This is a genomic window from Nocardiopsis mangrovi (assembly GCF_042653925.1).
GTDB lineage: Bacteria > Actinomycetota > Actinomycetes > Streptosporangiales > Streptosporangiaceae > Nocardiopsis_B > Nocardiopsis_B mangrovi.
Genome location: NZ_JBHSFQ010000003.1, coordinates 209445 through 235049 on the forward strand (window position 1 = coordinate 209445; position 25605 = coordinate 235049).

General features: G+C 73.6%; 17 protein-coding genes. 6 read left to right on the plus strand and 11 right to left on the minus strand.

Annotated features, from left to right (window positions below):
* Positions 1-89: 89 nt before the first annotated feature.
* Complete coding sequence (locus ACFO4E_RS04840) at positions 90-776, minus strand: ribonuclease HII (RefSeq protein ID WP_378571794.1); 687 nt, start codon at positions 774-776, stop codon at positions 90-92.
* Between the two features lie 219 nt (positions 777-995).
* Between ACFO4E_RS04840 and ACFO4E_RS04845 the strand changes: the two genes are divergently transcribed.
* The 3 genes from ACFO4E_RS04845 (at position 996) to ACFO4E_RS04855 (ending at position 2576) form a co-directional block, all read left to right on the plus strand.
* On the plus strand, positions 996-1514 hold the full coding sequence (locus ACFO4E_RS04845) for a histidine kinase (RefSeq protein ID WP_378571795.1): 519 nt from the start codon (positions 996-998) through the stop codon (positions 1512-1514).
* A 68-nt stretch (positions 1515-1582) separates the two neighbouring features.
* Positions 1583-2224 (plus strand): hypothetical protein, encoded by a 642-nt coding sequence (locus ACFO4E_RS04850; RefSeq protein WP_378571796.1) that lies wholly within the window; start codon positions 1583-1585, stop codon positions 2222-2224.
* A gap of 160 nt (positions 2225-2384) precedes the next feature.
* Complete coding sequence (locus ACFO4E_RS04855) at positions 2385-2576, plus strand: hypothetical protein (RefSeq protein ID WP_378571797.1); 192 nt, start codon at positions 2385-2387, stop codon at positions 2574-2576.
* Between the two features lie 199 nt (positions 2577-2775).
* Here ACFO4E_RS04855 and ACFO4E_RS04860 read toward each other — a convergent pair whose 3' ends face one another.
* The 8 genes from ACFO4E_RS04860 to ACFO4E_RS04895 form a co-directional block, all read right to left on the minus strand.
* Positions 2776-4227, minus strand: coding sequence for an SPFH domain-containing protein (locus tag ACFO4E_RS04860; protein ID WP_378571798.1), 1452 nt, complete (start codon positions 4225-4227; stop codon positions 2776-2778).
* Positions 4224-5942, minus strand: coding sequence for an SPFH domain-containing protein (locus ACFO4E_RS04865; RefSeq protein WP_378571799.1), 1719 nt, complete (start codon positions 5940-5942; stop codon positions 4224-4226). The genes ACFO4E_RS04860 and ACFO4E_RS04865 overlap by 4 nt, the downstream gene beginning before the upstream one ends.
* Before the next feature lie 389 nt (positions 5943-6331).
* Entirely contained in the window at positions 6332-6631 is a 300-nt protein-coding gene (locus tag ACFO4E_RS04870) for a hypothetical protein (RefSeq protein ID WP_378571800.1), read from the minus strand.
* A 4-nt stretch (positions 6632-6635) separates the two neighbouring features.
* Positions 6636-7070, minus strand: coding sequence for a type II toxin-antitoxin system VapC family toxin (locus tag ACFO4E_RS04875; RefSeq protein ID WP_378571801.1), 435 nt, complete (start codon positions 7068-7070; stop codon positions 6636-6638).
* The gene (locus ACFO4E_RS04880; RefSeq protein WP_378571802.1) at positions 7052-7366 is read right to left on the minus strand and encodes a hypothetical protein; all 315 of its coding nucleotides are present in this window, start codon (positions 7364-7366) and stop codon (positions 7052-7054) included. Before ACFO4E_RS04880 ends, ACFO4E_RS04875 begins: the two co-directional genes overlap by 19 nt.
* 271 nt (positions 7367-7637) lie before the next feature.
* Positions 7638-10502, minus strand: coding sequence for a vitamin B12-dependent ribonucleotide reductase (locus ACFO4E_RS04885; protein ID WP_378571803.1), 2865 nt, complete (start codon positions 10500-10502; stop codon positions 7638-7640).
* Positions 10503-10607: 105 nt separating this feature from the next.
* The gene (gene nrdR, locus ACFO4E_RS04890; RefSeq protein WP_378571804.1) at positions 10608-11087 is read right to left on the minus strand and encodes a transcriptional regulator NrdR; all 480 of its coding nucleotides are present in this window, start codon (positions 11085-11087) and stop codon (positions 10608-10610) included.
* Positions 11088-11534: 447 nt separating this feature from the next.
* Positions 11535-12050, minus strand: a complete 516-nt coding sequence (locus tag ACFO4E_RS04895; RefSeq protein ID WP_378571805.1) for a LysM peptidoglycan-binding domain-containing protein — start codon at positions 12048-12050, stop codon at positions 11535-11537.
* A 262-nt stretch (positions 12051-12312) separates the two neighbouring features.
* Between ACFO4E_RS04895 and lexA the strand changes: the two genes are divergently transcribed.
* Positions 12313-13083: a transcriptional repressor LexA gene (gene lexA / locus ACFO4E_RS04900; RefSeq protein WP_378571806.1), complete on the plus strand. Its 771-nt coding sequence runs from the start codon at positions 12313-12315 to the stop codon at positions 13081-13083.
* Positions 13084-13301: 218 nt separating this feature from the next.
* Positions 13302-14375 carry an alpha/beta hydrolase family protein gene (locus ACFO4E_RS04905; RefSeq protein ID WP_378571807.1) on the plus strand — a complete coding sequence of 358 codons (1074 nt, stop codon included), beginning with the start codon at positions 13302-13304 and terminating at the stop codon, positions 14373-14375.
* A 30-nt stretch (positions 14376-14405) separates the two neighbouring features.
* On the opposite strand, the gene ACFO4E_RS04910 is transcribed toward ACFO4E_RS04905, so the two are convergent.
* Positions 14406-16616: an MMPL family transporter gene (locus ACFO4E_RS04910; protein ID WP_378571808.1), complete on the minus strand. Its 2211-nt coding sequence runs from the start codon at positions 16614-16616 to the stop codon at positions 14406-14408.
* Positions 16617-16920: 304 nt separating this feature from the next.
* Here ACFO4E_RS04910 and ACFO4E_RS04915 point away from each other — a divergent pair, with 304 nt between their 5' ends.
* Positions 16921-24399 (plus strand): SDR family NAD(P)-dependent oxidoreductase, encoded by a 7479-nt coding sequence (locus ACFO4E_RS04915; RefSeq protein ID WP_378571809.1) that lies wholly within the window; start codon positions 16921-16923, stop codon positions 24397-24399.
* Between the two features lie 50 nt (positions 24400-24449).
* Here the strand turns inward: ACFO4E_RS04915 and ACFO4E_RS04920 are convergent, their stop codons facing one another.
* A complete protein-coding gene (locus ACFO4E_RS04920) occupies positions 24450-25553 on the minus strand; it encodes a hypothetical protein (RefSeq protein WP_378571810.1) in 1104 nt (367 codons plus the stop codon).
* Positions 25554-25605 lie beyond the last annotated feature (52 nt).

The window sequence follows — 25605 nt, forward strand, 5'->3', positions numbered from 1 at the left end:
CCATACTGCCGCCGATCCGGCGGCTTTCCTACGCGGTCGTGCCCGCCGGAGGGCGCGCGTGTCGCCGCCCGGCGGGGGCGGGCCGCGGCCTACAGCAGGGGCAGCTGCCCGCCCGGGTACGGCCGAGGCCGCCGCAGGTGCCGCCATTTGGGCAGGTCGTCCAGGTAGGACCAGGACATCCGGTGGTGGGGTGTCGGCCCGTGTTCCGCGAGTGCCGCACGGTGCGCGGGGGACGGATAGCCGGCTCCGGTGGCGAAACCGTAATCCGGGAAGTCCGGGTCGAGCCCGGCCATGTAGGCGTCGCGGTGCACCTTCGCCAGGACCGACGCCGCGGCGACGGTCACACAGGACAGGTCGGCCTGGACCGCCGTGCGCACCCGCCAGGGGCGGCCGAGATAGTCGTGCTTTCCGTCGAGGATGACGGCGTCGGGGCGGGTCCGCAGGCCGGCCAGAGCGCGCCCGGCCGCCCTGCGCAGGGCCTCGGTCATGCCGTGCTCGTCGATCTCCGCCGGGTCGGCCGCGCCGATGGCGTGGTCGCGCACCCAGGGCCGGAGCAGGTCGCCCATCGACACCCGGCGCGCGGGGGTGAGCTTCTTGGAGTCGGTGAGGCCCTCGGGGGGTTCGGAGCCGTCGGTGACGGCGGCGCAGACCACGACCGGTCCGGCCCAGGCGCCCCGGCCGACCTCGTCGACCCCCGCGATGAGGGCGGCGCCGGCCGCGGACAGCTCATGCTCCAGCTCGTAGCTGGGCGGTGTGATGGAGGGGGAGACGGCCACGCCCACAGCTTAGGGCGTCGGCACCGCCGCACCGGCGCCCGCCCGTACCGGCGGCGTGCGGCGCGCCGCGAAAGGGCGGTACCGTGCCTCCCCACCAGCGCTTTTCCGGACATCCGGACCGTGTTTTCCGGCCCTGCCGCGTGTGGCGCACCGATCCGCCATGTGACATTCGGTAGTTTCCGCATGACTCATCGGCGCGGCGGCGGAGGGTGATCAGGGGTGAAGCGGCGCTGGGACACCGCTCGCGCGGGACTGTACGACGCGGCGGCGCTCGCGGTACGGCTCGGCGTGGGCTGGCTGTTCACCGAGCACGCCTGGCGGACCCTGCGGGGCGGGGCTCCCGGGCCGCCCGCCGCGGACGTCCTCCCACCGGACACCGTGGCCTGCGCGGAGGCGGCGGCGGCCGCGGCCTTCGCCCTCGGGTTCCTCGGCCCCGCAGCGGGGGCGCTGCTGGCGGTCCTGGCCCTGGGCGGCGGCCCGGCCGCCGCCGAGGCGCTCACGGGCGGGTCCACCGCCGCCCTGGCCGTGGTGGCCGCGGCGTGCCTGGCGGCCGCCCTGCGCCCGGGCCGCCTGGCGCTGGACCGGATGGTGTGGCGGCGCCGCGCCGCGGCACGCCGGGGGCGCGCCCGCGGACGCGTTGCGGAAAGGCCCGACACTTCCCCGCGACGGCCCGAAGAAGCGCCGCCACTCCCCTATCCTGAAGGCCGGGCCGCGTTCGGGCGGCCGTCACGTACTTGACGCCGGCACCGGACCGCGTTCCGCCGTCGGCTGCGCATTTCATCTCAATAAGTGGGGGAGACGCTGGCATGTCCGCCGCCGAGGACAATTCGGTCGCGAAGCTGATCGAGATCGCGCACCGGCCCACGCTGGGGCAGCGGATGATCTCCTGGGCGTCGCGGCCACCGGGGCGCCTCTACATCCCGGCCTGCGTGGTCGTGGGCCTGGTCCTGCTCTATGAGGACAGCGTCCCCGGCGGCCACCTGCCCAGCCTGCTGCTGGGCGTGGGCGGCGGCGGGCTGCTTGCGGCCATGGGCGCGCTGCGGCTGGGGATCGCGCTGTCGATCGCCCGGCCGATGATCCGCCACTACTGGGTGCGCTGGATCTCGGCCCCCCTCATCGCCCTCACCGCGATCGTCCTGTCGATCGCCGACGCCCCGCTCCAGACCCGGGTCGACGCCTCCACCGACGCCCTGCTGGCGGCCGGCGACACCGCCGAACGGTCCGCCACCGTGCAGATGAACGGCGCGTGGGCGGGGCTGTACCCGCTGGAGGCGGTGTCGGTGTCGGAGGGCATCACGCGCTACACGGTGCGGGGGGCGGGGATGATCAACCACTCGGGGCTGGCCTTCAGCGCCGACCCGCTGCCCACCGACGAGTTCCTGGCCGGACACGGCGGCGTGGTCTACGAGCACATCTCCGGCCACTGGTACTCCTGGAGCGAGTACTAGGGGCGCCGGGGATCCGCGGTTCCCGGACCGCCGGTGGGATTCACCACCGGCGGTTCTCCCGTCCACGGCGCTTTTCGCTAACCCGGCCTTTATACGGTGCGGGTAGACATGTCCCGTGGCGGCATTCCACGACGTCTCCCTCGATGAACGGGAACCGAATATGAGCGAGTTCATGACGACCCTGCACCTGCGCATCTACGATGCCGTGCGCGCGCTGCGCCGCGCGCACGCGCGCGGGGACGAGGACCTCTGCCTGGTGCAGGCCGGCGAGATCGAGGACCTGGTGGAGATCGCCGCACGGCACGGGGTCGATATCGACAGCGGATACCGCGAGCTCGTGCACGCCGCGTGAACGCGCACGCGCGCGCCGGCGGCGGCCCCCGCCCTTTCCCCGGGTTCACCGGGTGGGGCCCGGGCCGTTTTCCCGCCGCTTGACCATTTACCGGGCCGCATTCGGGACAAAACCGGATGGCCGTCGCGGAAACGGCGACCGCCGGCGGGAAAAAGAAGGGGAGGCCGACCGGCCTCCCCTTCGTCGTCTCCGCCGTGCGTCAGCGGCGGCCGTAGCCCTCGCCCTGCTGGAACTGGCGGCGCATGGCCTCCTGCTGGTCCTGTGTGAACTGCTCGGCCATCTGCTGCTGGCGGCCGGCCGCCGCCGCGACCGACCCCTGGGCCTGCTGGAACGCGTCCCCGACGGCCTCCGCGACCTGCTCCCCCGCCGCGGCCGCCCCGAGTGGGGCCCGGGCGCCCCCGGAGCGCCGCCCGATCTCGGGCAGCATCTGGGCGAGCAGCAGCGTCGACAGCGCCGAGGAGTCGCCGCCGCCCTCGGCGCGCACGACCACCGGCTGCGGGGCGCGCTCGGCGAGCGTGGCGCCCACGTCCAGCCGCCGCCGGGCCAGCTCGTACTGGAGCACGGCCCGGTTGTCGCGGTAGGAGGTGGCCAGCCGGCGCTGCGCCTTGGCCTCGTTCTGCGCCGCCACCAGGTCGGCCCGGCCCCGGGTCTCGATCTCGTAGCGCACGCGCTGGGCCTCGGTCTCCTGCTCCTCCAGCATCTGCGCGACGTCCTTGCGGGCCTTGTTCAGCGCCGCGTTGACCTCGACGATCTTGGCGTCGCGGGTCTTCTTCGACCGCTCGATGTCCATGAGCAGGGTGTCGATGCGCCGCTTGCGGGTCAGCTCCCACTCCTGCTCGTAGGCGACGAGCTCCTTGGCGACCCGCTCGCGGGTGGCCAGGTGCTGCTGGTACTGGTTGGGCAGCTGGACATCGGGGATGTTGCAGCCCATGATCCGCACGCCGTACCGGCTGAGCTGGCGGTTGAGGAGGTCCTGCATGTCGGCGACGTCGGAGCCGCGCAGGTCGTAGGCGCTCTCGGTGCGCACCCGCCGGCTGCGCTGGCGGATGGCGTCCTGCACCGCGTTGGACAGCACCAGGTCGAAGTTGCTGGCGCCGATCGTGCGGACGAACGCCACCGCGTCGATGATCCGGAACTTCAGGAAGAACTCGATCGACTTCAGCGGCACGTTCTCGTGCGTGGGGCAGGCCAGGACGGGGGCGGTGTAGGGGATCTCGGTCGAGATGTCGACCACGAAGTCCACCCGCGACCACGGGTGCCACAGGTAGTGGCGGCCGGGGTCGAGCTGGCCGACGACCGCGCCGTACTTGGTGAGCACGCCGACCGTGCCCTGCTCGATCTCCACGATGGAGGAGCGCCACCACCACAGCAGGCCCGAGAGCAGGGACACCAGCGCGACGAGGAAGAACGGCAGGGCGGCCCAGCCCAGGAACACCGCGTCGCCCACGGTGGCCAGGAGCAGCGCGGCGGTGAGGCAGTAGACGGCGAGCCAGACGGGGAACGTCCACTTCAGCCCGCGGCTGTCGCGCGGGATCACCACGGGGACCAGGGCCCCCTGGTCGCCGCCGCGCAGAAGGCGCGCGATGTCGTTCCAGGAGGACACCGCCTCCTTGATGCTGGACCCGCTGCGGCCCTGCTCGGGTGTGCTCACTGCCGGCCTCCCTCGAACGGAGCGGACGAGCCGGCGCCACCGGGGGAACCCCAGGGCGGCGCGGGCGGTGCGGGTGCGGCGGCCGGGGGCTCGTCCCCCGCGGCCTCCATGCGCTGGCCGACGGCCTCGTCGGCGACCGACCGGCGGATCTCCTCGACGCGGTCGGCGCCGGGCACCTCCTGGGCGTCGGGGTCCGGGGCCTCGACGGTGCTCTGCTCCGCGGTGAGCAGGTCGCTGATCTCGGCCTCGCGCTCGGCGATGCGGGCGGAGATGTCGTGGAGCCGGGTGCGGATGGCGGCCATGTCGTCGTCGGAGAACAGCGCGGCGTCGGTCTCGCCGATGATGCCCTGGGCGATGCGCAGGAAGTTCACGCTGCTCTCGTCGGCGCCGCCGATGTGCAGCACCTGCGGCAGGCTCTCGGCCACACTCTCCAGCTTGTCCAGCAGGTCCTGCTGGTAGCGGTAGTTGAGGATCTCGGGGGCCTCGGCCGCGCTGACCGCGCGGATGTCGAGCGCCTGGGCCTCCAGCAGCGCCGCGTTGGCGTTGGCGGTGCTCTCCGCCTCGACGAACCGCTGCCGGGCCAGGGCGCGGGCGCGGTTGGTCTCGCGCTCCAGCGCGGTGTCCATCTGCGCCTGGTACTGGGCGATGTCGGCCTGGATCGCCGACAGCGTCTCGTTGAGCGAGGCGAGCTCCTTGTTCAGGTCGCCCTCGTTCTGCTCCTTGCGGAGCTGGAGCTCGTACTCGTAGGTGTAGGCCTCCTTGGCGACCCGCACCATCTCCGGCGCCGCCAGGTCCATCCGGTACTCCTGGCTGGAGGGCTCGGCGTGCGTGATGTTGGCGTTGGTCAGCCGCACCGCCGGCAGGAACTGCTGGTTGAGCTGTTCGAGCAGGCGGGCGGTGTTCTCGCCCACCATGTCGTAGATCTCCGACGCCTGCTGGTCGTAGATGAGGCTGCGGGTGGTCTCGCTGATGGCGTTGTTCAGCTTCTCCTGGAAGCCCTGGACGGCGCCGAGGACGAAGATGAACTGCTCGGGGTCCTCGATCTTGAACTGCACGAACAGGTCGATGGACGCCTTGACCCCGCTCTTGGTCGGCGCCTCGCGGATGGGCGCGTTGAACGGGTACTCGCGCTGGGTGTTGACGATGTAGGAGACCCGCTTCCACGGGTTGAAGAGCGTCACCCGGCCGGGGCCGACGATCTGCTCCAGCTTGCCGAACTTGGTGATCAGGGCGGCGCAGCCGTCGGGCACCATCACCAGGCCCTGGCGCCACCACATGAAGGCGGCGACGGCGATGACGATGAGCCAGTAGTGCACGCCGAAGAACGGGTTGAGCAGCGCGCCGGTGAAGGCCGAGAGCGGCAGGGTCACCAGCTGCCCGATCACGCCGACGACCACGAGGGCGATCACGGGGAGCATCGCCCCGAACGTGCGGCCCCGGGGGATCACCATCGGGGTGATGACGTGGACCGGTCCGCCCTTGCCCCGCTCGAACGAGCTGCTGTTCAGCGCCTCGCCGGCGTTGCCGAGCGACGACGTCTTCTGCTCGATGCGGGTACCGACCGAGGAGCCCTGGTCGCGGGCTGCCAGGAAGTCGCCGGGATCGAGGCCGACACCTTCCGCTGCCTCGCCGAGCGCGTTGGACACCGCCTCCCGTGGATCGCCCCCTTGGGCGATGGTGCCGGCGGCCCCGCGCACCGTCTGCGCGAAGGACATGAGAATCGACTCCCTTGGTGGTCGCGGTGATCGCGGAATCGACAGCTACGACGCGGACGCCTCACGCGCGGTTCCGCCGATCCTGGTCAGGGGTGGTCGCATCCTCCCACATCAGGACACATGCGGAGGGAACGGAAGGTGGCGCCGACCTGTCGGAGCGAGCGTCCCGACCGCCTCGGGACAGCGCGGGACGCAGCGCCCACCCGTCCGGTCGACGACCCCTCCGACCTGCGGATCCACGTCCTGCGGCACGCACCCGCCCCGCCCCGCGACCGCGGGGCGGAGGACCCACAGAGCGGACGATGGCCGGATCGTGCCAGGACCCGCCACCACCCACCGCGCCCCGCCCGCGCACCACGCGAGGGTCCGCGCAGTTCCGGGTAGCGCCCTCAGCCGAATCGCGGCGCCCGGCCGTCCGCCGCGGCACCGAGCAGCCAGCGCCGCAACTCCTCGTCGCCGCTGCGTTCGATCAGCTGGACGAGCGCGCTGTTGTCTCGATGGTTCGGGGCGTCGAAGAGGTGGTCGTGCCAGTCCTCCGCGTATTCACGGAACGCATCGACCATCTCCGACAGCGCCGCCTCGAACGTCGCGCCGTCCGCGGCGAGAGGCAAATCGGTGATGAAGATGGACCACCCTCCGGCTTCGGGGACCACCCGCACGCCGCCGTTCTCGTCCCGATGGGACGACACACGATCACACATGCACGACCTCTATCCGATCCTCCTTGGCGCACCCGTGCTCCTCCACGAGCCGGCTCATGTCATCGGGATCGCTCGTCAGCAGAACGGTTGGACGCTCTTGCCCGAGTGCGGTGGCCGCCACAACGGAGTCGATCGCGCAGCGATGCCCGGACAACCCGGTCCGGCCCAGCAGCTCACCGGCAGAACAGGAGATCTCGCGGGTCACTGGGAGGATCAGGATGTGGGACAGTACACGGTGCACCGGAGCATCCCGGGGGGTACCGCGGATGACCTCGGTCAGCGTGATCGCGCTGACGACCACTCGGGTACGCCTCCGGTACGCGGTCTTGGCGAAGGCGAGGGCGCGGCCATCGCCCTCCGCGAGCTTGCACAGCCCCTCGCTGTCCAGAATCAGCGTTCCGCCGATGGTCACTCTGCGTCGGGCCATGCCGCTTCCGCCTCCGCGATCATCTCCTCCGGAGGAACACCGTGCTCGGCTTCGAGCGTCTCGACGAGTTCGCCCAGCAGATCCAATTCCAGCTGGCGGGCCACAGCGTCGGACACATACCGGCTGAACTCGCCACGTCCGACGCGCTCACGGACGGCGTAACTCAAGTCCTCCGGCATCGACACACTGACCTTGCGGGCCCGGCCGACGAAATCGGGGACGGCCGTCCATCCTCGGGGACTCTCGTCACTTCCGGGCTCATCGCCATGCTGCGGCTTCGTCATCGTCGCCTTCATATCGAGGATGCTACCGACGGTGGTAAGTCCATGCCCGGGTTTCGCTCCATCACACCTCGGGAATCGACGGACTCTCCCGTACGGGCAAATGTCTCCCTCTCCCCGTAGGTTGCGCACACACCAGGTCGGTGGTGGTGCGAGTCGAGGGGGTGTCATGGCGTCGGGTGGCAACGGATCCCATGGCAACAATGCGGCGGCGGGCCCGCTCTTCGCGGGGCCCCCGCCGTATCGTCTCGCCTTCCGCCCGGGCGGGTCGCCCCGCCCTACGGTGCTAGCTGCATCCGCTGGTGGCGCCGCAGCCCTCGCAGGCGTAGCAGCTGCCGGACGGGCGCATCTTGGTGCCGCAGGTGACGCAGAGCGGGGCATCGGCGACGAAGCCCTGCTTCATCTCGATCAGCTCGGTCGTGGTGTGCGGCTGGGCCCGGTCGGCCTCGGCGCGCGCGGGCACGTCGGCCTTGGCGGCCTTCTCGGCCTTCTGCTCGGCGGGGGTCAGCGGGGCCGACTGGGCGTAGGACTCCACCTGGGCCGCGTAGTGCGCCGGGTCCTCGCCGGCGACCTGGGCGCGGCGCTCCTCCGCCGAGAGCACGCCGAGCGCGGCGCGCTCGTCGTAGGGCAGGTAGTCCAGCGCCAGGCGGCGGAAGATGTAGTCCACCACCGACTGCGCCATGCGGATGTCGGGGTCGTCGGTCATGCCGGCGGGCTCGAACCGCATGTTGGTGAACTTCTCGACGTAGGTCTCCAGCGGGACCCCGTACTGGAGCGCGATGGAGATCGCGATGGAGAAGGCGTCCATGACCCCGGCCAGGGTGGAACCCTGCTTGCCGAGCTTCATGAAGACCTCGCCCAGGCCGTCGTCGGGGTAGGAGCCGGCGGTGATGTACCCCTCGGCGCCGCCGACCGAGAACGACACGGTCTGGCTGGGGCGCTTCTTGGGCAGCCGGCGCCGGATCGGCCGGTTGACCTCGATGACCTCGGGCTCAGGGGCCTCCGCGGCCGTGTCCGCGGCGGTGTCCTTGCCCCCGGACCCCGAGGTCGACAGCGGCTGGCCGACCTTGCAGTTGTCGCGGTAGACCGCGAGCGCCTTCAGGCCGAGCTTCCAGCCCTGGTAGTAGATGTGCTCGAAGTCCTCGACGGTGGCCTCCTCGGGCACGTTCACCGTCTTGGAGATCGCGCCGGAGAGGAACGGCTGCACGGCCGCCATCATCTCGACGTGGCCCATGGGCTTGATGTAGCGCTTGCCCATGGCGCAGTCGAACACCTCGTAGTGCTCCTGGCGCAGCCCGGGCGCGTCCACGATGTGGCCGTTCTCGCCGATGTACTCGACGATCGCCTCGACCTGCTCCTCCTGGTAGCCGAGGTTGCGCAGGGCCCGCGGGATCGCCTGGTTGACGATCTGCATGGACCCGCCGCCGACCAGCTTCTTGAACTTGACCAGCGAGAAGTCCGGCTCGATGCCGGTGGTGTCGCAGTCCATCATGAAGCCGATGGTGCCGGTGGGCGCCAGCAGGCTGGCCTGCGCGTTGCGCCAGCCGTTCTTGTCGCCGGCTTTGAGGCACTCCTGCCAGGCCGCGGTGGCCGCGGAGGCGATCTCGGCGTCCATCGAGCCGATCGTGCGCAGGTCGTCGTTCGCGGCGGCGTGCTTGCGCATGACGCGCTTGTGGGCGTCGGCGTTCTTCGCGTAGCCGTCGTAGGCGCCGACGATCCCGGCCAGCTCGGCGCTGCGCTTGTAGGCGGTGCCGGTCATCAGCGAGGTGATCGCGCCGGCCACGGCCCGGCCTCCGGGGGAGTCGTAGGCGTGGCCGGTCGCCATGAGCAGGGCGCCCAGGTTGGCGTAGCCGATGCCGAGCTGGCGGAACGCCCGCGTGGTCTCGCCGATCTTCTCGGTCGGGAAGTCGGCGAAGGTGATGGAGATGTCCATCGCCGTGATGATCAGCTCGGTGAGCCGGGCGAAGCGCTCGACGTCGAAGGTGTCGTCCTCGCGCAGGAACTTCAGGAGGTTGATCGACGCCAGGTTGCAGGAGGAGTTGTCCAGGTGGACGTACTCCGAGCAGGGGTTGCTGGCGCTGATCCGGCCGCTCTCGGGCGCGGTGTGCCAGTCGTTGATGGTGTCGTCGTATTGCAGGCCGGGGTCGGCGCACTCCCAGGCGGCCTTGGCCATCTTGCGGAAGAGGTCCTGGGCGTCGACGGTGCCGATGACCTCGCCGGTGGTGCGCGAGGTCAGGCCGAAGGAGGAGCCGGTGTCGACCGCGCGCATGAAGGCGTCGGAGACGCGCACCGAGTTGTTGGCGTTCTGGTACTGGACGCTGACGATGTCGGAGCCGCCGAGGTCGACGTCGAAGCCGGCGTCGCGCAGCGCGCGGATCTTGTCCTCCTCGCGCGCCTTGGTCTGGACGAACTCCTCGATGTCGGGGTGGTCCACGTCGAGGACGACCATCTTGGCCGCGCGGCGGGTGGCGCCCCCGGACTTGATGGTTCCCGCCGACGCGTCGGCGCCGCGCATGAACGACACCGGGCCCGACGCGGTGCCGCCGGAGGAGAGCAGCTCCTTGCTGGAGCGGATGCGCGACAGGTTGACCCCCGCGCCGGATCCGCCCTTGAAGATGATCCCCTCTTCCTTGTACCAGTCGAGGATCGACTCCATGGTGTCGTCGACCGACAGGATGAAGCAGGCCGAGACCTGCTGGCGCGAGGTGGTGCCGACGTTGAACCAGACCGGGGAGTTGAAGCTGAAGAGCTGGTTGACCAGCGCGTGCTTCAGCTCGTGGTCGAAGACCTCGGCGTCCTCGTCGGAGGCGAAGTAGCCGTTGGCCCGGCCGGTCTCGGTGTACATGCCGGCCACGCGGTCGACGAGCTGCTTGAGGCTCCACTCCCGCGCGGGGGTGCCCTGCGCCCCGCGGAAGTACTTGCTGGCGACGATCTGGGTGGCGTTCATCGACCACGATGCCGGAAACTCGACGCCCCGCTGCTCGAAGTTGACCGAGCCGTCGCGCCAGTTCGTCATGACCACGTCGCGGCGCTCCCATTCGAGCGCGTCGTACGGGTGCACGCCCGGAGTGGTGAAGATCCGCGCCATTTTCAGGCCCTTGCGTCGGCCCTTGCCCTTGCGCTGATCCGACGCCCCGGTTGTTTCCGTCATGTCGCTCCCCCTGTACTCGTCACATACCCAACACACGCCCCCGCTGTCACACGCAACGGGTGGCGGTTCATTCCTCATCGCCCCTCCGGGCCGATCGGCCCGGTGCTACCCCTGTGGCGCGTCCTCCCGGGCGGCCGTGGCCCGGTCGGCCCGGAGGGTGGCGATCTCGTTCTCGAAGTCCGTGAGCGACTCGAATCCGCGGTAGACCGAGGCGAAGTGGAGATAGGCCACTTCGTCGAGGTCGCGCAGCGGCCCCAGGATCGCCAGCCCGATCTCGTGGGCGGGGATCTCGGCCATGCCGCGGCACCGGATCTCCTCCTCGACCCGCTGGCCGAGCTTGGCGAGCGCGTCCTCGGTGACCGGACGCCCCTGGCAGGCGCGCCGCACGCCGGCGACGATCTTGGTGCGGGAGAACGGCTCGGTCACCCCGGAACGCTTGGCGACCATGAGCAGCACGGTCTCCTGAGTGGTGAACCGGCGGCCGCATTCGGCGCAGGTCCGGCGGCGGCGGATCGCGGCGCCGTCCTCGGTCGACCGGCTGTCGATGACACGGGTGTCAGGATGACGGCAGAACGGACAGTGCATGTCGGCGTGCCCTCCCCAAGATCAGCATCAACGGCATCGGTCGCCATCCCCGCGCAGCGGTCGCGGGCATGCCCGTGGTCGCCCGGGCAGCCCTGGTCATGTCGTCCCACACCCCCACCGGACCGGAGGTTCCGGAGGGAGCGGAAAGTTCGGACACCTACTAAAGCACAAGTTCTAGGCTGCTTGTTCCGGGTGAGCACTAGATGTTGTGGTCAACTTATGACCGTCGCGATGGGGTGCGCAAGTCGCGCCACACGTGACCCGCGACTCCACCCAGGTCACACGGGCCAAACCCGGATCAGGACCGGGCGTGTCGCGCGGGGGCGCCCCGCCGGCACGCCGGAGACCACCGGCCCCCGGCCATGCGACACGCCGGGCGCGACGGATCGCGGTCCCGGCGTGAACAGGAGTGACCTGCGTGAATGCGCGCCTCAGCGCAGCGTCGGATCAGGGGAGGACGAGCTCCTGACCGGGCTCCAGCTCGGAACTCGGCAGCTCGTTGATCCGCACGATCTCGTGCACGGTCCGGCGGGGATCGTCACCGGGCCGGACCCGCTCGGCGATCCCCCACAGCGTATCGCCATCGCGGACGACGACGGTCGAGGACGAGGCGGGCAGGAAGGCCGATGCGGCGGGCGCGCCGGAGGCGGATGCCCCGGCCGCGACGGCTGTCAGGAAGAAGACCGAGAGAACGCCGGTGGCGGTGGCGGATGCGGTGGAGACGAGGACCACACGGCCGCGGCGGGTCAGGCGGGTCCACCCGCGCCTGACGACCGGGGGCACGATCCCCGGCGCGATGGCGCAGTTGAGGTCCGGCAGATCGGGCGGGCCGACGGCCGAGTGCGCGCCGGCGACCGCCGGACGGGCGGCGAACTTCACGGGTGCGGTGCGCCACTCGGGAATCTCCTGCGCCCAGTCGAACAGGACGGGACCCCGGGGCCGCAGCACGGACGGTTCGGACATGACCCCCACTTTCGAACGCCAGTTCGTTCGAACCAACGTTCGACTATTACCGCATCTCGGCGATTTTTTCATCACCGGCTCGAACGTTTGTTTGATATTGCCCAGCGCAGGCACTACCGTTGGACATGTTTCACTGCGGTATCGGCGATGGCGCCGCTACCGCTGTCAGACGGTCGACGGGGCGACCCCGCGGGCGCGGGGATCATCCTGACGATGCTTCGACATCCCACGCCCAGAACACCGACCGCCGAGGAGGCCGGCCGTGCCGGAGGAGAATCACGGAACGCAGGAACCTCACGCGGGCGGAACGTCCGTCGCCGCACTCCGGTCCGCCACCGCGAAATCTCCAGGTGCGGGGGATCCCGCGGCCGGTACGGACAATGGTGCGCCGAAACTGACGGCCCGCCAGCAGAGTGTGCTGAACTGCATCCACCGTTACGTGCGGCAACGCGGGTACCCACCGTCCATCCGGGAAATCGGCGACGCGGTGGGCCTGTCGAGCCCCTCCAGTGTCGCGCACCAACTGAAGGTGTTGCAACGCAAGGGCTATCTTCACCGCGATCCGAATCGCCCACGAGCGGTCGAAATTCGCATTCCCGGACAGCCCACCGTGCGCTCCTGGGACCATCTCGACGACGAGCCGCGGGCCGACGGCTCGCGCGCGACCGACGTCCCGGTCGTGGGCCGCATCGCGGCGGGCGGCCCGATCCTCGCCGAGGAGGCCATCGAGGACGTCCTGACCCTGCCCAAGCAGCTCGTCGGCGAGGGCCGGCTGTTCATGCTGAACGTTGTCGGCGACTCCATGATCGACGCCGCCATCACCGACGGTGACCTGGTCGTCGTCCGCCAGCAGCCCGAGGCCAACAACGGCGACATCGTCGCCGCGCTGCTCGACGACGAGGCCACGGTGAAGGCGTTCAAACGCGACGGCGACCATGTGTGGCTGCTGCCGCGCAACGACGCCTACGAGCCGATCAACGGCGATCACGCCACCATTCTGGGCAAGGTCGTCGCCGTTCTCCGGCGCATCTGAGATCTAACACGCGCCGGAATAACGACTCCGCCACGCTTTGGCACGGGCCCGTGATCTTCACTGAAGGTCACGGGCCTTTTCCCGTTTCGACGCCGAACGGTTATCCCCGGCGCGACGCGGGAGTACGACCGGGCCGGGGAGGCGCCGCGCACGGCGTCCCCCCGGCCGGCGGGAGCACCGCGTCCCCCGGCGGCAGGGGCGGCAATACGGTAGGGGGCATGCCCTTCGCCTCCGCCGCTGTGCGCACCGCCGCCCTGTCCGCCGCCGTGCTCCTGGCCGCCTCGGCGTGCTCCGGGCAGGAGGACCCCGCCGGCCCTCCGGAGCCGCCGGGCGCCGCGCCTGTGGAGCGGGACGTGAGCTTCGACAGCGGCCCCGACACCGTGTACGGGACGTTCGCCCTGCCGCCCGACGCCCGGGGCCGGGTGCCGGCGGCCCTGATCATCTCCGGCAGCGGTCCCACCGACCGCGACGGCGACAACCCCATGCGCCCCGACGCCGGCACCAACGAGAACTTCGCCCGCCTGCTCGCGGACGCCGGCGTCGCCTCATTGCGCTACGACAAGCTCGGCAGCGGCGAGACCGGCATGGGCGCACGGGACGAGGACGACTCCGTGGGCTACGACGTCTTCGAGCAGGAGATGGCCGACGCCTACGCCCAGCTCGCCGCCCAGCCGGAGGTCGACCCCGACCGGCTGCTGGTGCTGGGCCACAGCGAAGGCGCCCTGTTCGCCCTGCGCGCCCCGGAGGCCGTTCGCGACCACCCGCCCGCGGCGCTGGTGCTCGCCGCCCCGCCCGGCGGACGCTACCTCGACACGGTCGACCGGCAGCTCACCGATCAGATCCGGCTCCAGGAGGGCGCGGGCGCGCTGGAACCGGCCGATGCCGCGCGGGTCCTCTCCGACACCCGCGCCGCGATCGCCCTGATCCGGTCCGGCGAACGGCCCGAACAGGACCCCGTCCCCGAACTGGGCGGCCTGTTCGACCCCTCCGTCGCCCCGTTCCTGCACCGGATCGACGCCATGGACCCGGTCGACCTGGCCGGCGACCTCCCCGGCGATGTCGACACGCTCGTGCTCTGGGGCACGGCCGACTCCCAGATCGCCCGCGGCGACGTGGACCGGCTCATGACCGGGCTGCTCGACGCCGAGCGGGTCGACGTCGAAGGCGCCGACCACGTGTTCCGCGTCTACGACGACGCCCCCGGCGCCGCCGTCCTGGACGCCCAGCGCGCCTTCTCCCCCGACGTGGCCCCGGCCCTCTCCGCGTTCCTGGACTCCGCGGTGCGCCCCTGACCCGCGGGCCGCACGGCGCGGGCCCGGTGTTCACGCCGGCGTGGGCGTCCGGCCGGCCTCGTCGGGGGCGCGGGGATGCTCCGGGCCCGCCGCGGGTTCCACGACGCCGATCCTGCGGTGCAGGGCCGCGAGCGGGCGGGGCAGCCACCAGTTGGCCGCGCCCATGAGCCGCATCGCCGCCGGGACGAGCACGGCGCGCACCAGGGTCGCGTCGATCACGACGGCCGCCACGAGGCCGATCCCCACGGTGGCGACCAGCAGCACGTCGGCCGTCGCCATGGCGCCGAGGACGACCACGAGCAGGAGCGCCGCCCGCGTGATCAGGCCGGAGGTGCGCTGCATCCCCGCGGCGACGGCCGCGGTGCCGTCCCCCGTGCGCAGCCACTCCTCGCGGACCCGCCCCAGCAGGAACACCTCGTAGTCCATCGACAGCCCGAAGGCGATGGCCGCGATGAGGATCATGACGGCGGGATCGGTCCCGGGCGGCGTGGTGAAGCCCAGGACCCCGGCGAGGTGGCCGTCCTGGACGGCCCACACCACCACCCCGAAACAGGCCGTCAGCGACGCCGCCCCGACCACCAGCGCCTTGAGGGGCAGCACGATGGAGCCGAACGCGGCGAAGAGCAGGACCACCGTCACAGCGGCGACGACGGCGGCCATCGCGGGCAGGTCGGCGCGCAGCGAGGCCAGGGTGTCGATGAGCTCGGCCGTCTCCCCGCCGACGAGGGTGCGGGCGCCGTCGGGCGGGGGCAGGGCGCGCAGCCGCAGGACGAGGTCGCGCGCCTCCTCGGACTTGGGCGCGGCATCGGACTCGACGAGGACGGCCGCCTGGTGGCGGTCGCGCCCCAGCGGTTCGGCCCCCGCCACGCCCGGGACCGCGCGGACCCGGGCGGCGAAGTCCGCCACGGCGGTGTCGGCGCCCGGCCCGGGCTCCAGGCCGGTCACGACGACGGTCGCCATCGGCCGCCGGGCCCCCGGGAAGTCCCGGTCCAGCGATTCGGCGACCCCGCGCGCCTCCGAGTGCTCCGGCAGCACCTCTGGCCCCGAGGTGCTGAAGTGCACGTGCAGGAACGGCGCTCCGAGCAGGGCCAGCACCGCGGCGCTCGCGGTCAGGCAGCGCGCCGGGCGGGCCATGACCGCACCCGCCAGCCGCGCCCAGGGGCCGGCGGCCCGCGTGGCGGCGGCCCGCCCCCCGCGCCGCCCCACGGCCAGGCGGTCGACGCCCGTGCCGAGGACCGCCAGCAGCGCCGGCAGCACCGTCAGGGCCGCGGCCATGGCGAGGAAGGTGGCGGCGATGCCGCCGACCCCGATCGAGCGCAGCGCTCCCAGGTCGAAGACGAGGAGCCCGCTGAAGGAGATCCCGATGATGAGCCCCGAGACCGCGACGGTGCGGCCCGCGGTGCGCAGGGTGGCGGTCAGAGCGGCGGGCACGGCCCGCCCGGCGCCGAGTTCCTCGCGGAAGCGGCTCACCATGAACAGCGCGTAGTCGACCGCGAGGCCGAGTCCGATCATGGTGACCACGTTGAGCGCGAACGTGGACACCTCGGTGGACAGCGCGATCAGGCGCAGCCCCGCGACGGAGCCGGCCACCGCGACCGCGCCGACTGCCAGCGGCAGCACCGCCGCGGTGACGCTGCCGAACACCCACACCAGCACGGCCAGCAGCAGCGGGAAGGCGATGAGCTCGGCGCGCGCCAGGTCGTGCATCGCCTGTTCCCGGAACTCGGCGCGCAGGGTGGTCTCGCCGCTGATGGCCAGGTCGACCCCTGCCTCCTCCAGTTCGGCGACGCCGGCGGCGGCGCGGACGGCCGCCAGTGACGCCGACTTCTCGTCCTCGGTGGCGCCGTCGAGCCGCACGGGCACCAGGACGGCGTCGCGGTCGCGCGACACCAGTGCCTCGGCGGAGCGCCGGTCGGCGGCGGCGCTCCACGGGTCCATCGAGGTGCGCACGGCGTCGCCGGGCAGCGCCCGCAGGCTGGCCCGAACGGCGTCGTCGAAGGTGGGGTCGCCGTACCCGCCGCCGCCCCGGTAGAGCAGGACGACGTCGCGGACCCCCGCCAGGTGCTGGGCGGTCAGGTCGGCCACCTGCGCGGACTCGGTTCCCGAAGGGCTCAGGCCGCCGTCGGAGAGTTCGCCGGCCACGCCGGCGCCCCACATCCCCGCCGGCACCGCGACCGCCAGGGTGACGGCGATGACGGCCCAGCGGAGACGGTGGACGAGCACGCTCCACGCGGTGAACATCAGACGGCCCTTCCTTCGTGAGTGCGTCCGGAGGCGGAGGCCACGAAGGCGACCGCGGGACGCGACCGGGGTTCGCGCCCGGCGGCGGACGCGTCGCTCCGGCAGGGACGCCCCCGTGCCCGGAACGGCGTTCCGGGACGCGGGCGGGACCCGCGCGGTCCGGTCCCGGCCCCCGCCGCGCCACGCCCGGCCGGAGGCGGACATGACCGACCCGAAGGCGTGACCCGCGAAAAACGCGTCCGCGCCATGCGGTCGGTGCGTAACCTCATCATCACACAAAGTAATCGTATGGAGTGGGGCTGACATGGAAGCGGCGGCGAACAGGTTCGGCGACCGGGCGGTGGCGGTGGTCGGGGTGGGCTGCCGGCTCCCCGGCGGCATCGGCGACCTGGACGGGCTGTGGTCGGCGTTGGACGAGGGCCGCGACCTCGTCGGAGAGGTGCCGGCCGACCGGTTCGACCCGGAGCGGTTCGTCGACCGGACAGGGCCGCGTCCGGGCAAGAGCTACACCTCCGCCGGCGGCTTCCTCGACGACATCGCCTCCTTCGACGCCGACTACTTCGGCATCTCGCCGAAGGAGGCGGCGCAGACCGACCCGCAGCACCGCCTGCTCCTGGAGCTCACCGCCGAGGCGCTGGACGACGCCGGCATCGTCCCCGCGCGCCTGGCGGGCACGCCCGCCGGCGTGTTCGTCGGCATCTCCGACGCCTCCTACGGCGGACTGCAGATGATGTCGCCCGCCACGGTGAACGCCTACACCGCGTCGGGGGCGGCGTCCTCCATCGCCGCCAACCGCCTCTCCCACGCCTTCGACCTGCGCGGCCCCAGCGTCGCCATGGACACCGCCTGCTCGTCGTCGCTGGTGGCCCTGGAACGGGCGTGCGAACAGGTCGCCGCGCACGGCGGGGTGATGCTCGCGGGCGGGGTGAACGTGCTCGTCGGCCCCTACGTGTACGTCGCGTTCTCCCAGGCGTCGATGCTGTCCGCCACGGGCCGGTGCGCGGCGTTCTCCGCCGGCGCCGACGGCTTCGTCCGGGCGGAAGGGGGCGGCATGGTGGTCCTCAAGCGCCTGCCCGACGCTCTGGCCGACGGCGACCGGATCCACTGCGTCCTCGCCGGGTGGGGGTCCAACAGCGATGGGCGCACCGCCGGGCTGGCCCTGCCCAGCGCCGCGGCCCAGGAGCGCCTGCTGCGCGACGTCTACGGGGCGGCGGGGGTGGATCCCGACGAGCTCGTGTACGTGGAGGCGCACGGCACCGGCACCCCGGTGGGCGACCCCGCCGAGTGCACCGCCATCGGCCGCGCGCTGGCGCAGCGGCGGTCCCGGGCGCTGCCGGTCGGCTCGGTGAAGTCCAACCTGGGCCACCTGGAACCCGCCTCCGGGATGGCCGGGCTGTTCAAGGCGCTGCTGGTGCTGCGCCACGGCCGCATCCCGGCGTCGCTGCACGCCGCCCCGCTCAACCCCGGCATCGACTTCGCCGGGCTGAACCTGGCCCCGGCCGTCGACGCCGCCGCCGTGGCGCCGGCCGCCCGGGGCCGGCGGCTGGCGGGCGTGAACTCCTTCGGGTTCGGCGGCACCAACGCGCACGTCATCGTGGCCGCGCCACCCGACCCCGCGGCGCCGGCCGCCGTCCCGCTGACCGCGCCCTCCGCCCTGCCGGTGGTGGTGTCGGCGCGCACTCCCGAGGCCCTGGAATCGGCCGCCGAACGCCTCGCGCACCGGCTCTCCTCCGCCGATGCGGAGGAGTTCCGCGACATCGCGTTCACCACCTGCGCGCGCCGCGGAGCGCACCCCTACCGCCGCGCGGTGCTGGCGGCCGACCCCCAGGACGCGGCGCGCCGGCTGTCCGACGCCCCCGGACAGCCGGCCGCACCCGCCGCCTCCGACGGCCGGGTCGCGTTCGTCTACTGCGGCAACGGCGCGCAATGGGCCGGGATGGGCGCCGATCTGCTGGCCACGGACCCGGTGTTCGCGGGCGCGGTGGCCGAAGCCGACGCCGCCCTCGAACCGTACCTGGGGTGGTCGGTGGTGCGGGAGATGGCGCTGCCGCCGGAGCAGTGGCGCCTGGAGCTCACCGAGGTCGCCCAGCCGCTGCTGTTCGCCGTGCAGGTCGGCCTGACCCGGATCCTCCGGGCGCGCGGCATCGCCCCGGCGGCGGTGGCCGGGCACAGCGTGGGCGAGGCCGCGGCGGCGTGGGCCGCCGGCGCGGTGTCGCTGGACCAGGCCGCGCGCATCGTGGCCGCCCGGGGCCGCGCCCAGGCCCCCACGGCCGGCAGCGGGCGGATGGCCGCCGCCGGCCTCTCCCCCGACGAGGCCGAGAAGCTGCTGGCGCGCCATCCCGGCGTCGAGATCGCCGGGGTCAACAGCGACCACGACGTCACCCTCGCCGGCTCCCAGCTCCAGCTCGAAGCCGTCGCCGCGGAGCTGGGGCAGCGGGGGGTGTTCTTCCGCCTCCTCGACCTCGACCACGCCTTCCACAGCTCGGCCATGGACGCCGTCCGCGGCCCGCTGCTGCGGGCGCTGGACGGCCTCGCCCCCTCGCCCGGGCACATCCCCCTGGCCTCCACCGCCACCGGCGGGCTGATCGACGGCACGCGACTCGATGCCGAGCACTGGTGGCAGGGCATACGCCGCCCGGTCCTGTTCGCCCCGGCCGTCGCCGCACTGCGCGACTCCGGCATCGGGGTGTTCGCCGAGATCGGCCCGCACCCGGTCCTGCGCACCTACCTCCGGCGCATCTTGGCGGCCGCCCCCGAGCGCCGCTGCACCACCACCGCGACCCTGCGCCGCGACGCCGGCGGCCGCACGGCCATGGACACCGCCGTCACCTCGCTGATCGGCGCCGGCGCCGACATCGACTGGGCCGCCTCCTTCCCCGCTCCGGGCAGGGTGGCAACCCTGCCCGCCTACCCGTGGCAGCGCGAACGCCACTGGCAGGGCCACCCCGACGACTGGGCGCGCTCCCCGGCCGGCCCCGTCGTCCACCCCCTGCTCGGTGAGCGCCTGCCCGCCGCCATCCCGTCCTGGCAGGGGGCCGTCGAGCCCGCCATGGCACCCTGGCTGGCCGACCACCGGCTGGCGGGCTCGGTGGTCTTCCCCGCGACCGGGTACGTGGAGATGGGCTTGGCTGCCGGCCGGGAGGTGCTGGACGGCCCGGTCGAGACCGACTCCTGGGAGTTCGTCCGCCCCCTGGTCATCCCCTGGGACGACGCGGGCAGCGTGCGCGTCCAGGCGTCGCTCTCGCCCCGCGACGGCTTCCTCGACATCACGGGCACGGACCGCCCGGGGGCCGCGCCGCGCCCCCACGCGCGGGGCCGGGTCAGGAGGCTCCTCGGCACCGCGCCCCCGGCGCTGGACGTGGCCGCGGCGCGGGAACGCTGCCCGCGCCACCTCGGCCGTACGCAGTGCTACGACCTGTTCGACCGCGCGGGGCTGGGGTACGGGCCGTCCTTCCGGCAGATCCGCGACCTGTGGGCCGGCGACGGCGAGACCATCACCGCCTACCGCGGCGACGCCGCCGACGACCGGCTGAGCGTCCACCCCGCGCTGCTCGACGGCGCGCTCCAGAGCGGCCTGCCGCTCGTACCGGGCGTCGCCGCCGGGGACCACGTCCACCTGCCGGCGGCCATCGGATCGGTGAAGGTCTGGCGCGCTCCCGCGGCCGCGGGCTGGTTCCATGTGCGCGACCGATCCCGCGTGGCCGGCGAGCTGTGCTGGGACGTCACCGTGACCGACGCGGACGGCGCCGTCTGCGTCGAGCTGCGCGGGGTCCGGATGCGGCGCCTGGCCGGGCAGGAGAAGGGCCCCGTCGAACTCCAGCACACCGTGCTGCGCGCCGCTCCCCTTCCGCTGGAACCGGCCGCCCCGTCCCCGCTGCCGGAACCGGAGCACATCGCCGCCGGGGCCGCCGACCGGATCGCGCGGCTGCGCGACACGGCGCAGAGCCGGGACTACGAGCGGTTCGCACGGCGGCTGCGCCGGATCACCGCCCACTACGTGGCCGCGGCGATCGCCGGCACCCTGCCGCACGCCTGCACGCGCTTCACCCTGGCGGACCTGGAGGGCCTCGGCGGCCCCGGCCACCAGCGGCGGACCGTCGGGCTGCTGCTGCCCTGGTGCGAGGCCGAGGGCCTGGTCCGGGCCACCCCCGACGGCGGGCTGAGGCTGACCACCTCCGACTTCCGCGGGCCCGAGCTGGTCCGCGGGATGCTGCACACCCTGCCCGCCTACGGCAACGACGTGGTGCTGCTCAACTACCTGATGCGGCGCCTGCCCGCGTTCCTGCGCGGTGAGGTCCCCCCTCAGGAGCTGGTCCTCGACGACGGCCCGGCGGAGCTGCTGCGCTGCTTCTACGGCGCCTCGGCCCAGCTGCGCCCGGTCCACCGGGTGGCGCAGGCACTGCTGGCGGAGATCGTTTCCGCCTGGCCGCCGAGCCGCCCGCTGCGCGTCCTGGAGCTGGGGGCCGGCACCGCCGGCCTCACCCGGGCGCTGCTGCCACTGCTGCCGCCGGAACGGACCCACTACACCTTCACCGACGTCTCGCCCTCCTTCTTCGCCACCGCGCAGAAGCGCCTGGCCGACTTCGACGTCGTCGACTACCGCGTCCTCGACCTCGACGACGACCCCACCGGCCAGGGCTTCCCCGCCCGCGGATACGACCTGGTGGTGGCCTCCGACGCGCTGCACACCGCAACGGACCTGGCGGCCGCCCTGGCCCGCGTCTCCGGCCTGCTCGCGCCCGGCGGCCGGCTCCTCGCGGTCGAATCCCACAACGCCCGCGCCGCGGCGTCGACGTTCGGCATGCTGGACGACTTCTGGGCGCCCACGGACACCGCGCTGCGGCCTGACGGCGCCTTCCTGGGCCGCGAGCAGTGGCCGCCGCTCCTGCGCCGCAGCGGATTCGAGCACGTGGTGCAGACCGGCGACGACCGCGCGCCCCACGCCGAGGACTTCTCGGTCATCCTCGCCGCCACGCCGGCCGCGCCGGCCGGGGCGGCCCTGTCCGCACCGGCCCCGCCGGACGGCTCAGGGACCGACGGCGGCACCCGGGCCGGCGACCGCCACCTGGTCATCGCCGAGACCCCCCGGGAATCGCCGCTGGCCGATGCCGCGGCCGCGGCGACCGGCGCCGCCGCGCGCTCCGCCGTCGCCCCGGACGGAGCGGCGGCCTGGGCCGGCCTGCTCGCCGACAGCGCGTCCGGCGAGGACGGCCACCTCGCGATCACGGTCATCCTGGCCGACCCCGCGGAGGGCGACCCGGACCCCGTCCGGCTCACCACCCGGCGCGCCGCGCTGCTGCGCGGCCTGACCGCCGCCTGCCCCGGCGGCGGCGACGGCCCCACACGGTCGCTGACGCTGGTCACCCGGCCCACCGGCGCCCTGCCGGCGCCCGAGGAGCCCGAAGCCCCCGCCGACGCCGCCGTGTGGGGGCTGGCCCGCACCCTCGCCAACGAACGCCCCGACCTGCCCATCACCCGCATCAGCCTGGAACGCGGCGCCGGCACCGCCGCCGACGCCCGGCGGATCGCCGCCGAACTGCGCGCCGGCGGCCCCGAGGACGAGATCGTCCTCACCCGCGCGGGCCGGTTCGTGCCCCGCGAGGTCCGCCACGCCCCCACGGTCGCGGCCACCGATGTGGCCGCCTACACGCTGCGCACGCGCTCCCCCGGCCTCAACTACCGGCTGAGCTGGGCCGAATGCGATAGGCCCGTGCCGGGTCCCGGCATGGTCGCCATCGCCGTCCGGGCGGCCGCGCTGAACTACCGCGACACCATGCAGGTCACGGGGATGCTCCCGGCCGAGGCCATCGAGGGCTCGCTCAGCGAGAACGGGCCCGGGCTGGAATGCGCCGGCGTCATCGACGCGGTCGGCCCGGGCGTGACCGACCTGCGGGTCGGCGACCGGGTGTTCGCGCTGGCGCCCGCCGCACTGGCCTCCCACACGGTCACGAGCGCGCACGCCGTCGGCCTCATCCCCGACACCATGGGCTTCGCGTCCGCCGCCACCCTGCCCGTGGTCTTCACCACGGTGCAGTACGCCCTGGGACACCTGGCCCGGCTGGGCGCGGGGGAGACCGTCCTCGTGCACGGCGGAGCGGGCGGGGTCGGGCTGGCCGCCCTCCAGTACGCGCGGTCGTGCGGGGCGCGGGTGATCGCCACCGCCGGCAGCGAGGTCAAGCGCGACCTGCTGCGGACGCTGGGCGTGCACGACGTCCTGGACTCCCGCAGCCTGGACTTCGCCCCGCAGGTCATGGCGGCCACCGGCGGCCGCGGAGTGGACGTCGTGCTCAACTCGCTGTCCGGCGAGGCCATCGGGCGCGGGCTGGAGCTGCTGCGCCCCGGCGGCCGGTTCGTGGAACTGGGCAAGCGCGACATCATGGAGAACAACCCGCTGCCGCTGCGGCCCTTCCACAACAACATCGGGTTCTTCAGCGTCGACCTCAACGTCCTGCTGGACCGGCCGGACGAGGCCGCCGACATCTGGCGCCGGGTGACCGAGCGCGTCCACGCCGGCGACTACCGCCCGCTGCCGCACACCCTCTTCCCCGCGGCCCGCGTGCAGGACGCCTTCGAGCTGCTCCAGCACTCCCGCCACATCGGCAAGGTCGTGGCCTCCTTCGACGACCTCGACGAACCCATCCCGGTCCACCCGCGGCCCGCGCGCCCGCGGCTGGACCCCGACGGCACCTACCTGGTCACCGGGGGGCTCGGCGGGTTCGGCGCCGCCACCGCCCGCCACCTCGCCGGCCAGGGTGCCCGCCGCCTCGCCCTGGCGTCGCGCCGCGGCGCCGACGCCCCCGAGGCCGCGGCCCTGCTGGCCGACCTCGCCGGCATGGGGGTGCACGCCACCGCCCACGCCGTCGACTGCGCCGACCCCGGCGCGGTGGCCGGCCTGCTCCGGGACATCGACTCCGGGGGACACCGGCTGTGCGGCGTGGTGCACGCGGCCGCGCTCTTCGACGACGCCGACCTCGCCGACCTCACCGACGAGCGCTTCGCCGCCGTCCTGGCCCCGAAGATGCGGGGGCTCCTCCACCTCGACCGCCTCACGCGCGGCCGCGACCTCTCGCTGTTCTGCACCTACTCGTCCGTCACGGCCACCCTCGGCAACATCCGCCAGTCCAACTATGTGGCGGCCAACGCGTTCACCGAAGCGCTCATCCGGCGGCGCCGCCACGACGGCGCCGCCGGGCTGGCCCTGGCCTGGGGACACATCGGCCAGGTGGGCCACGTCGCACGCAACGGCCTGGCGTCCTTCGTCACGGCGTCCGGCTTCGCGCCCATGACGCCCGCCGAGGCGTTCGCCGCCGCGCAGCGGATCCGCCCCGGTGCCAACGGGGTGGTCACCGTGGCCCGGTCCGGCCTCGCGCGCAGCGGGGCGGTCCTGCCGGCCAGTGCCGCGTCCCCGCGCCTGCGGCTGTTCCTGGGCGATCTGCCCGCGGACGACTCCGCCGGGCACGGCGGCCTGATCGCCCGGCTCACGGCGCTGCCGCCGGGCGAGGCGCAGGACGCCCTGGCCGGCCACCTCACGGACGTGCTGGCGGAGATCCTGCACACCGATCCGGAGCGGCTGGACCGCCACCGCCGCCTGGAGGAGTTCGGCCTGGACTCGCTGATGGGCGCCGAACTCATGCTCGCCGTCAACCGGAACTACGGCCTGGACATCCCGCCCATGGAGCTGGTGCGGGGCGGCGGAACCATCGCCGACCTGTCCCGGACCATCCTGCTGCGCCTGGGCCTGCCGCCCGCCGGCGGCCGCGCGGAGGAGCACGCCGGCTCCTGAACGGGCGACGGTCCGGGGGCGCGGCGCAGCCGCTCCCCCGGACCGGTCGGCTAGTAGTCGCCGTCCTCGATGGCGGCCGCGGTCGCGCTGGCCAGCTCCTCGGCGCCGGCCAGCGCGTCGTCCTCCGGGATGGCACCGCTGACCTGGTAGTCGATGGAGGCGGTGTAGCAGGAGAGGGTGAACAGGTTGGCCAGCCGCACGCCGACGCACCCCCAGGCGAAGCCCTGGCTCGACTCGTTCCAGGCCGTGGCCTCGTCGCCGAGGTCGTCGACCTCCCGGACGTCGTTGTCGCGCGGCGCGGCGCGCAGCGCCTCGGCCGCGCCCTGCTCGCCGTCGGTCGCGCCGCGATCGCCGACGCGGACCAGGACCAGGCGGGCCGTCGCGGGTACCGCCACGGCGTCCGAGGGCGTGCCCCACCGGCACTCGTAGCCGTCGCGCCAGCTCTCGTCCATGCCCTCCAGGGGCTGGGCGAGCTCCTCGCTGTACTCGGGGACCAGCGATTCCAGCGCCGCGGTCTCACCCACCGCGCAGTCGGGCGCGCTCTGGTAGCCGCCCCCGCCCCCGGCGAGCGACACGATCGCCCAGACCCCGGCCACGACCAGGAGGAGCGCGATCACCGCCAGAACGGAGATCGCGGCCGTGGCGCACCCCCGGCTCTGCTGCGGCGCCGCCCGCACCGGTGGTGCCTCGGGGGGCGGCGCGCCGTAGGCCGGCTGCGGCCCCGGGCCGCCGCTGCCGGACACCGGCGCGAAGGGCACCGGGCCCTGCGAGGGCCCCTGGCCGGCCGGATGTCCTCCGGGAGCCGGGGGCGGGCCCGGAGCGGGCCGGCCGGGGAAGCCCTGGGCGGCACCCGGGCCGCCCTCCTGGGGCCGCGCCGGCTCTGCGGGCCGCGGTGCGCCCTGCGCCGCCGGGCCGTACCCGGGCGGCGGGTCCTGCCCCTGGTGGTGATGCGCGGCGGCCGGGCCGGGGTGCCGCTGCCCGGGGTCGCCCTGCTCATGGGGGTACCCGGGCCCGGGGCGGGCCTGCGGGTCCGGCCGGCCGGGCGGGGTGTCGGTGGGGCGCTCGGGCGGCGTCTCGGGCCGCGGTGCGGAAGGCGACCCGCCGAACGGTCCGGACGGCCCCTCGCCGGGACCGCCGGAAGGTGGCTGGGTCATCGTCGACGCCTCCCCGTACTCGGCTGTATCCGTCGCGCCATCGGCGATCGCC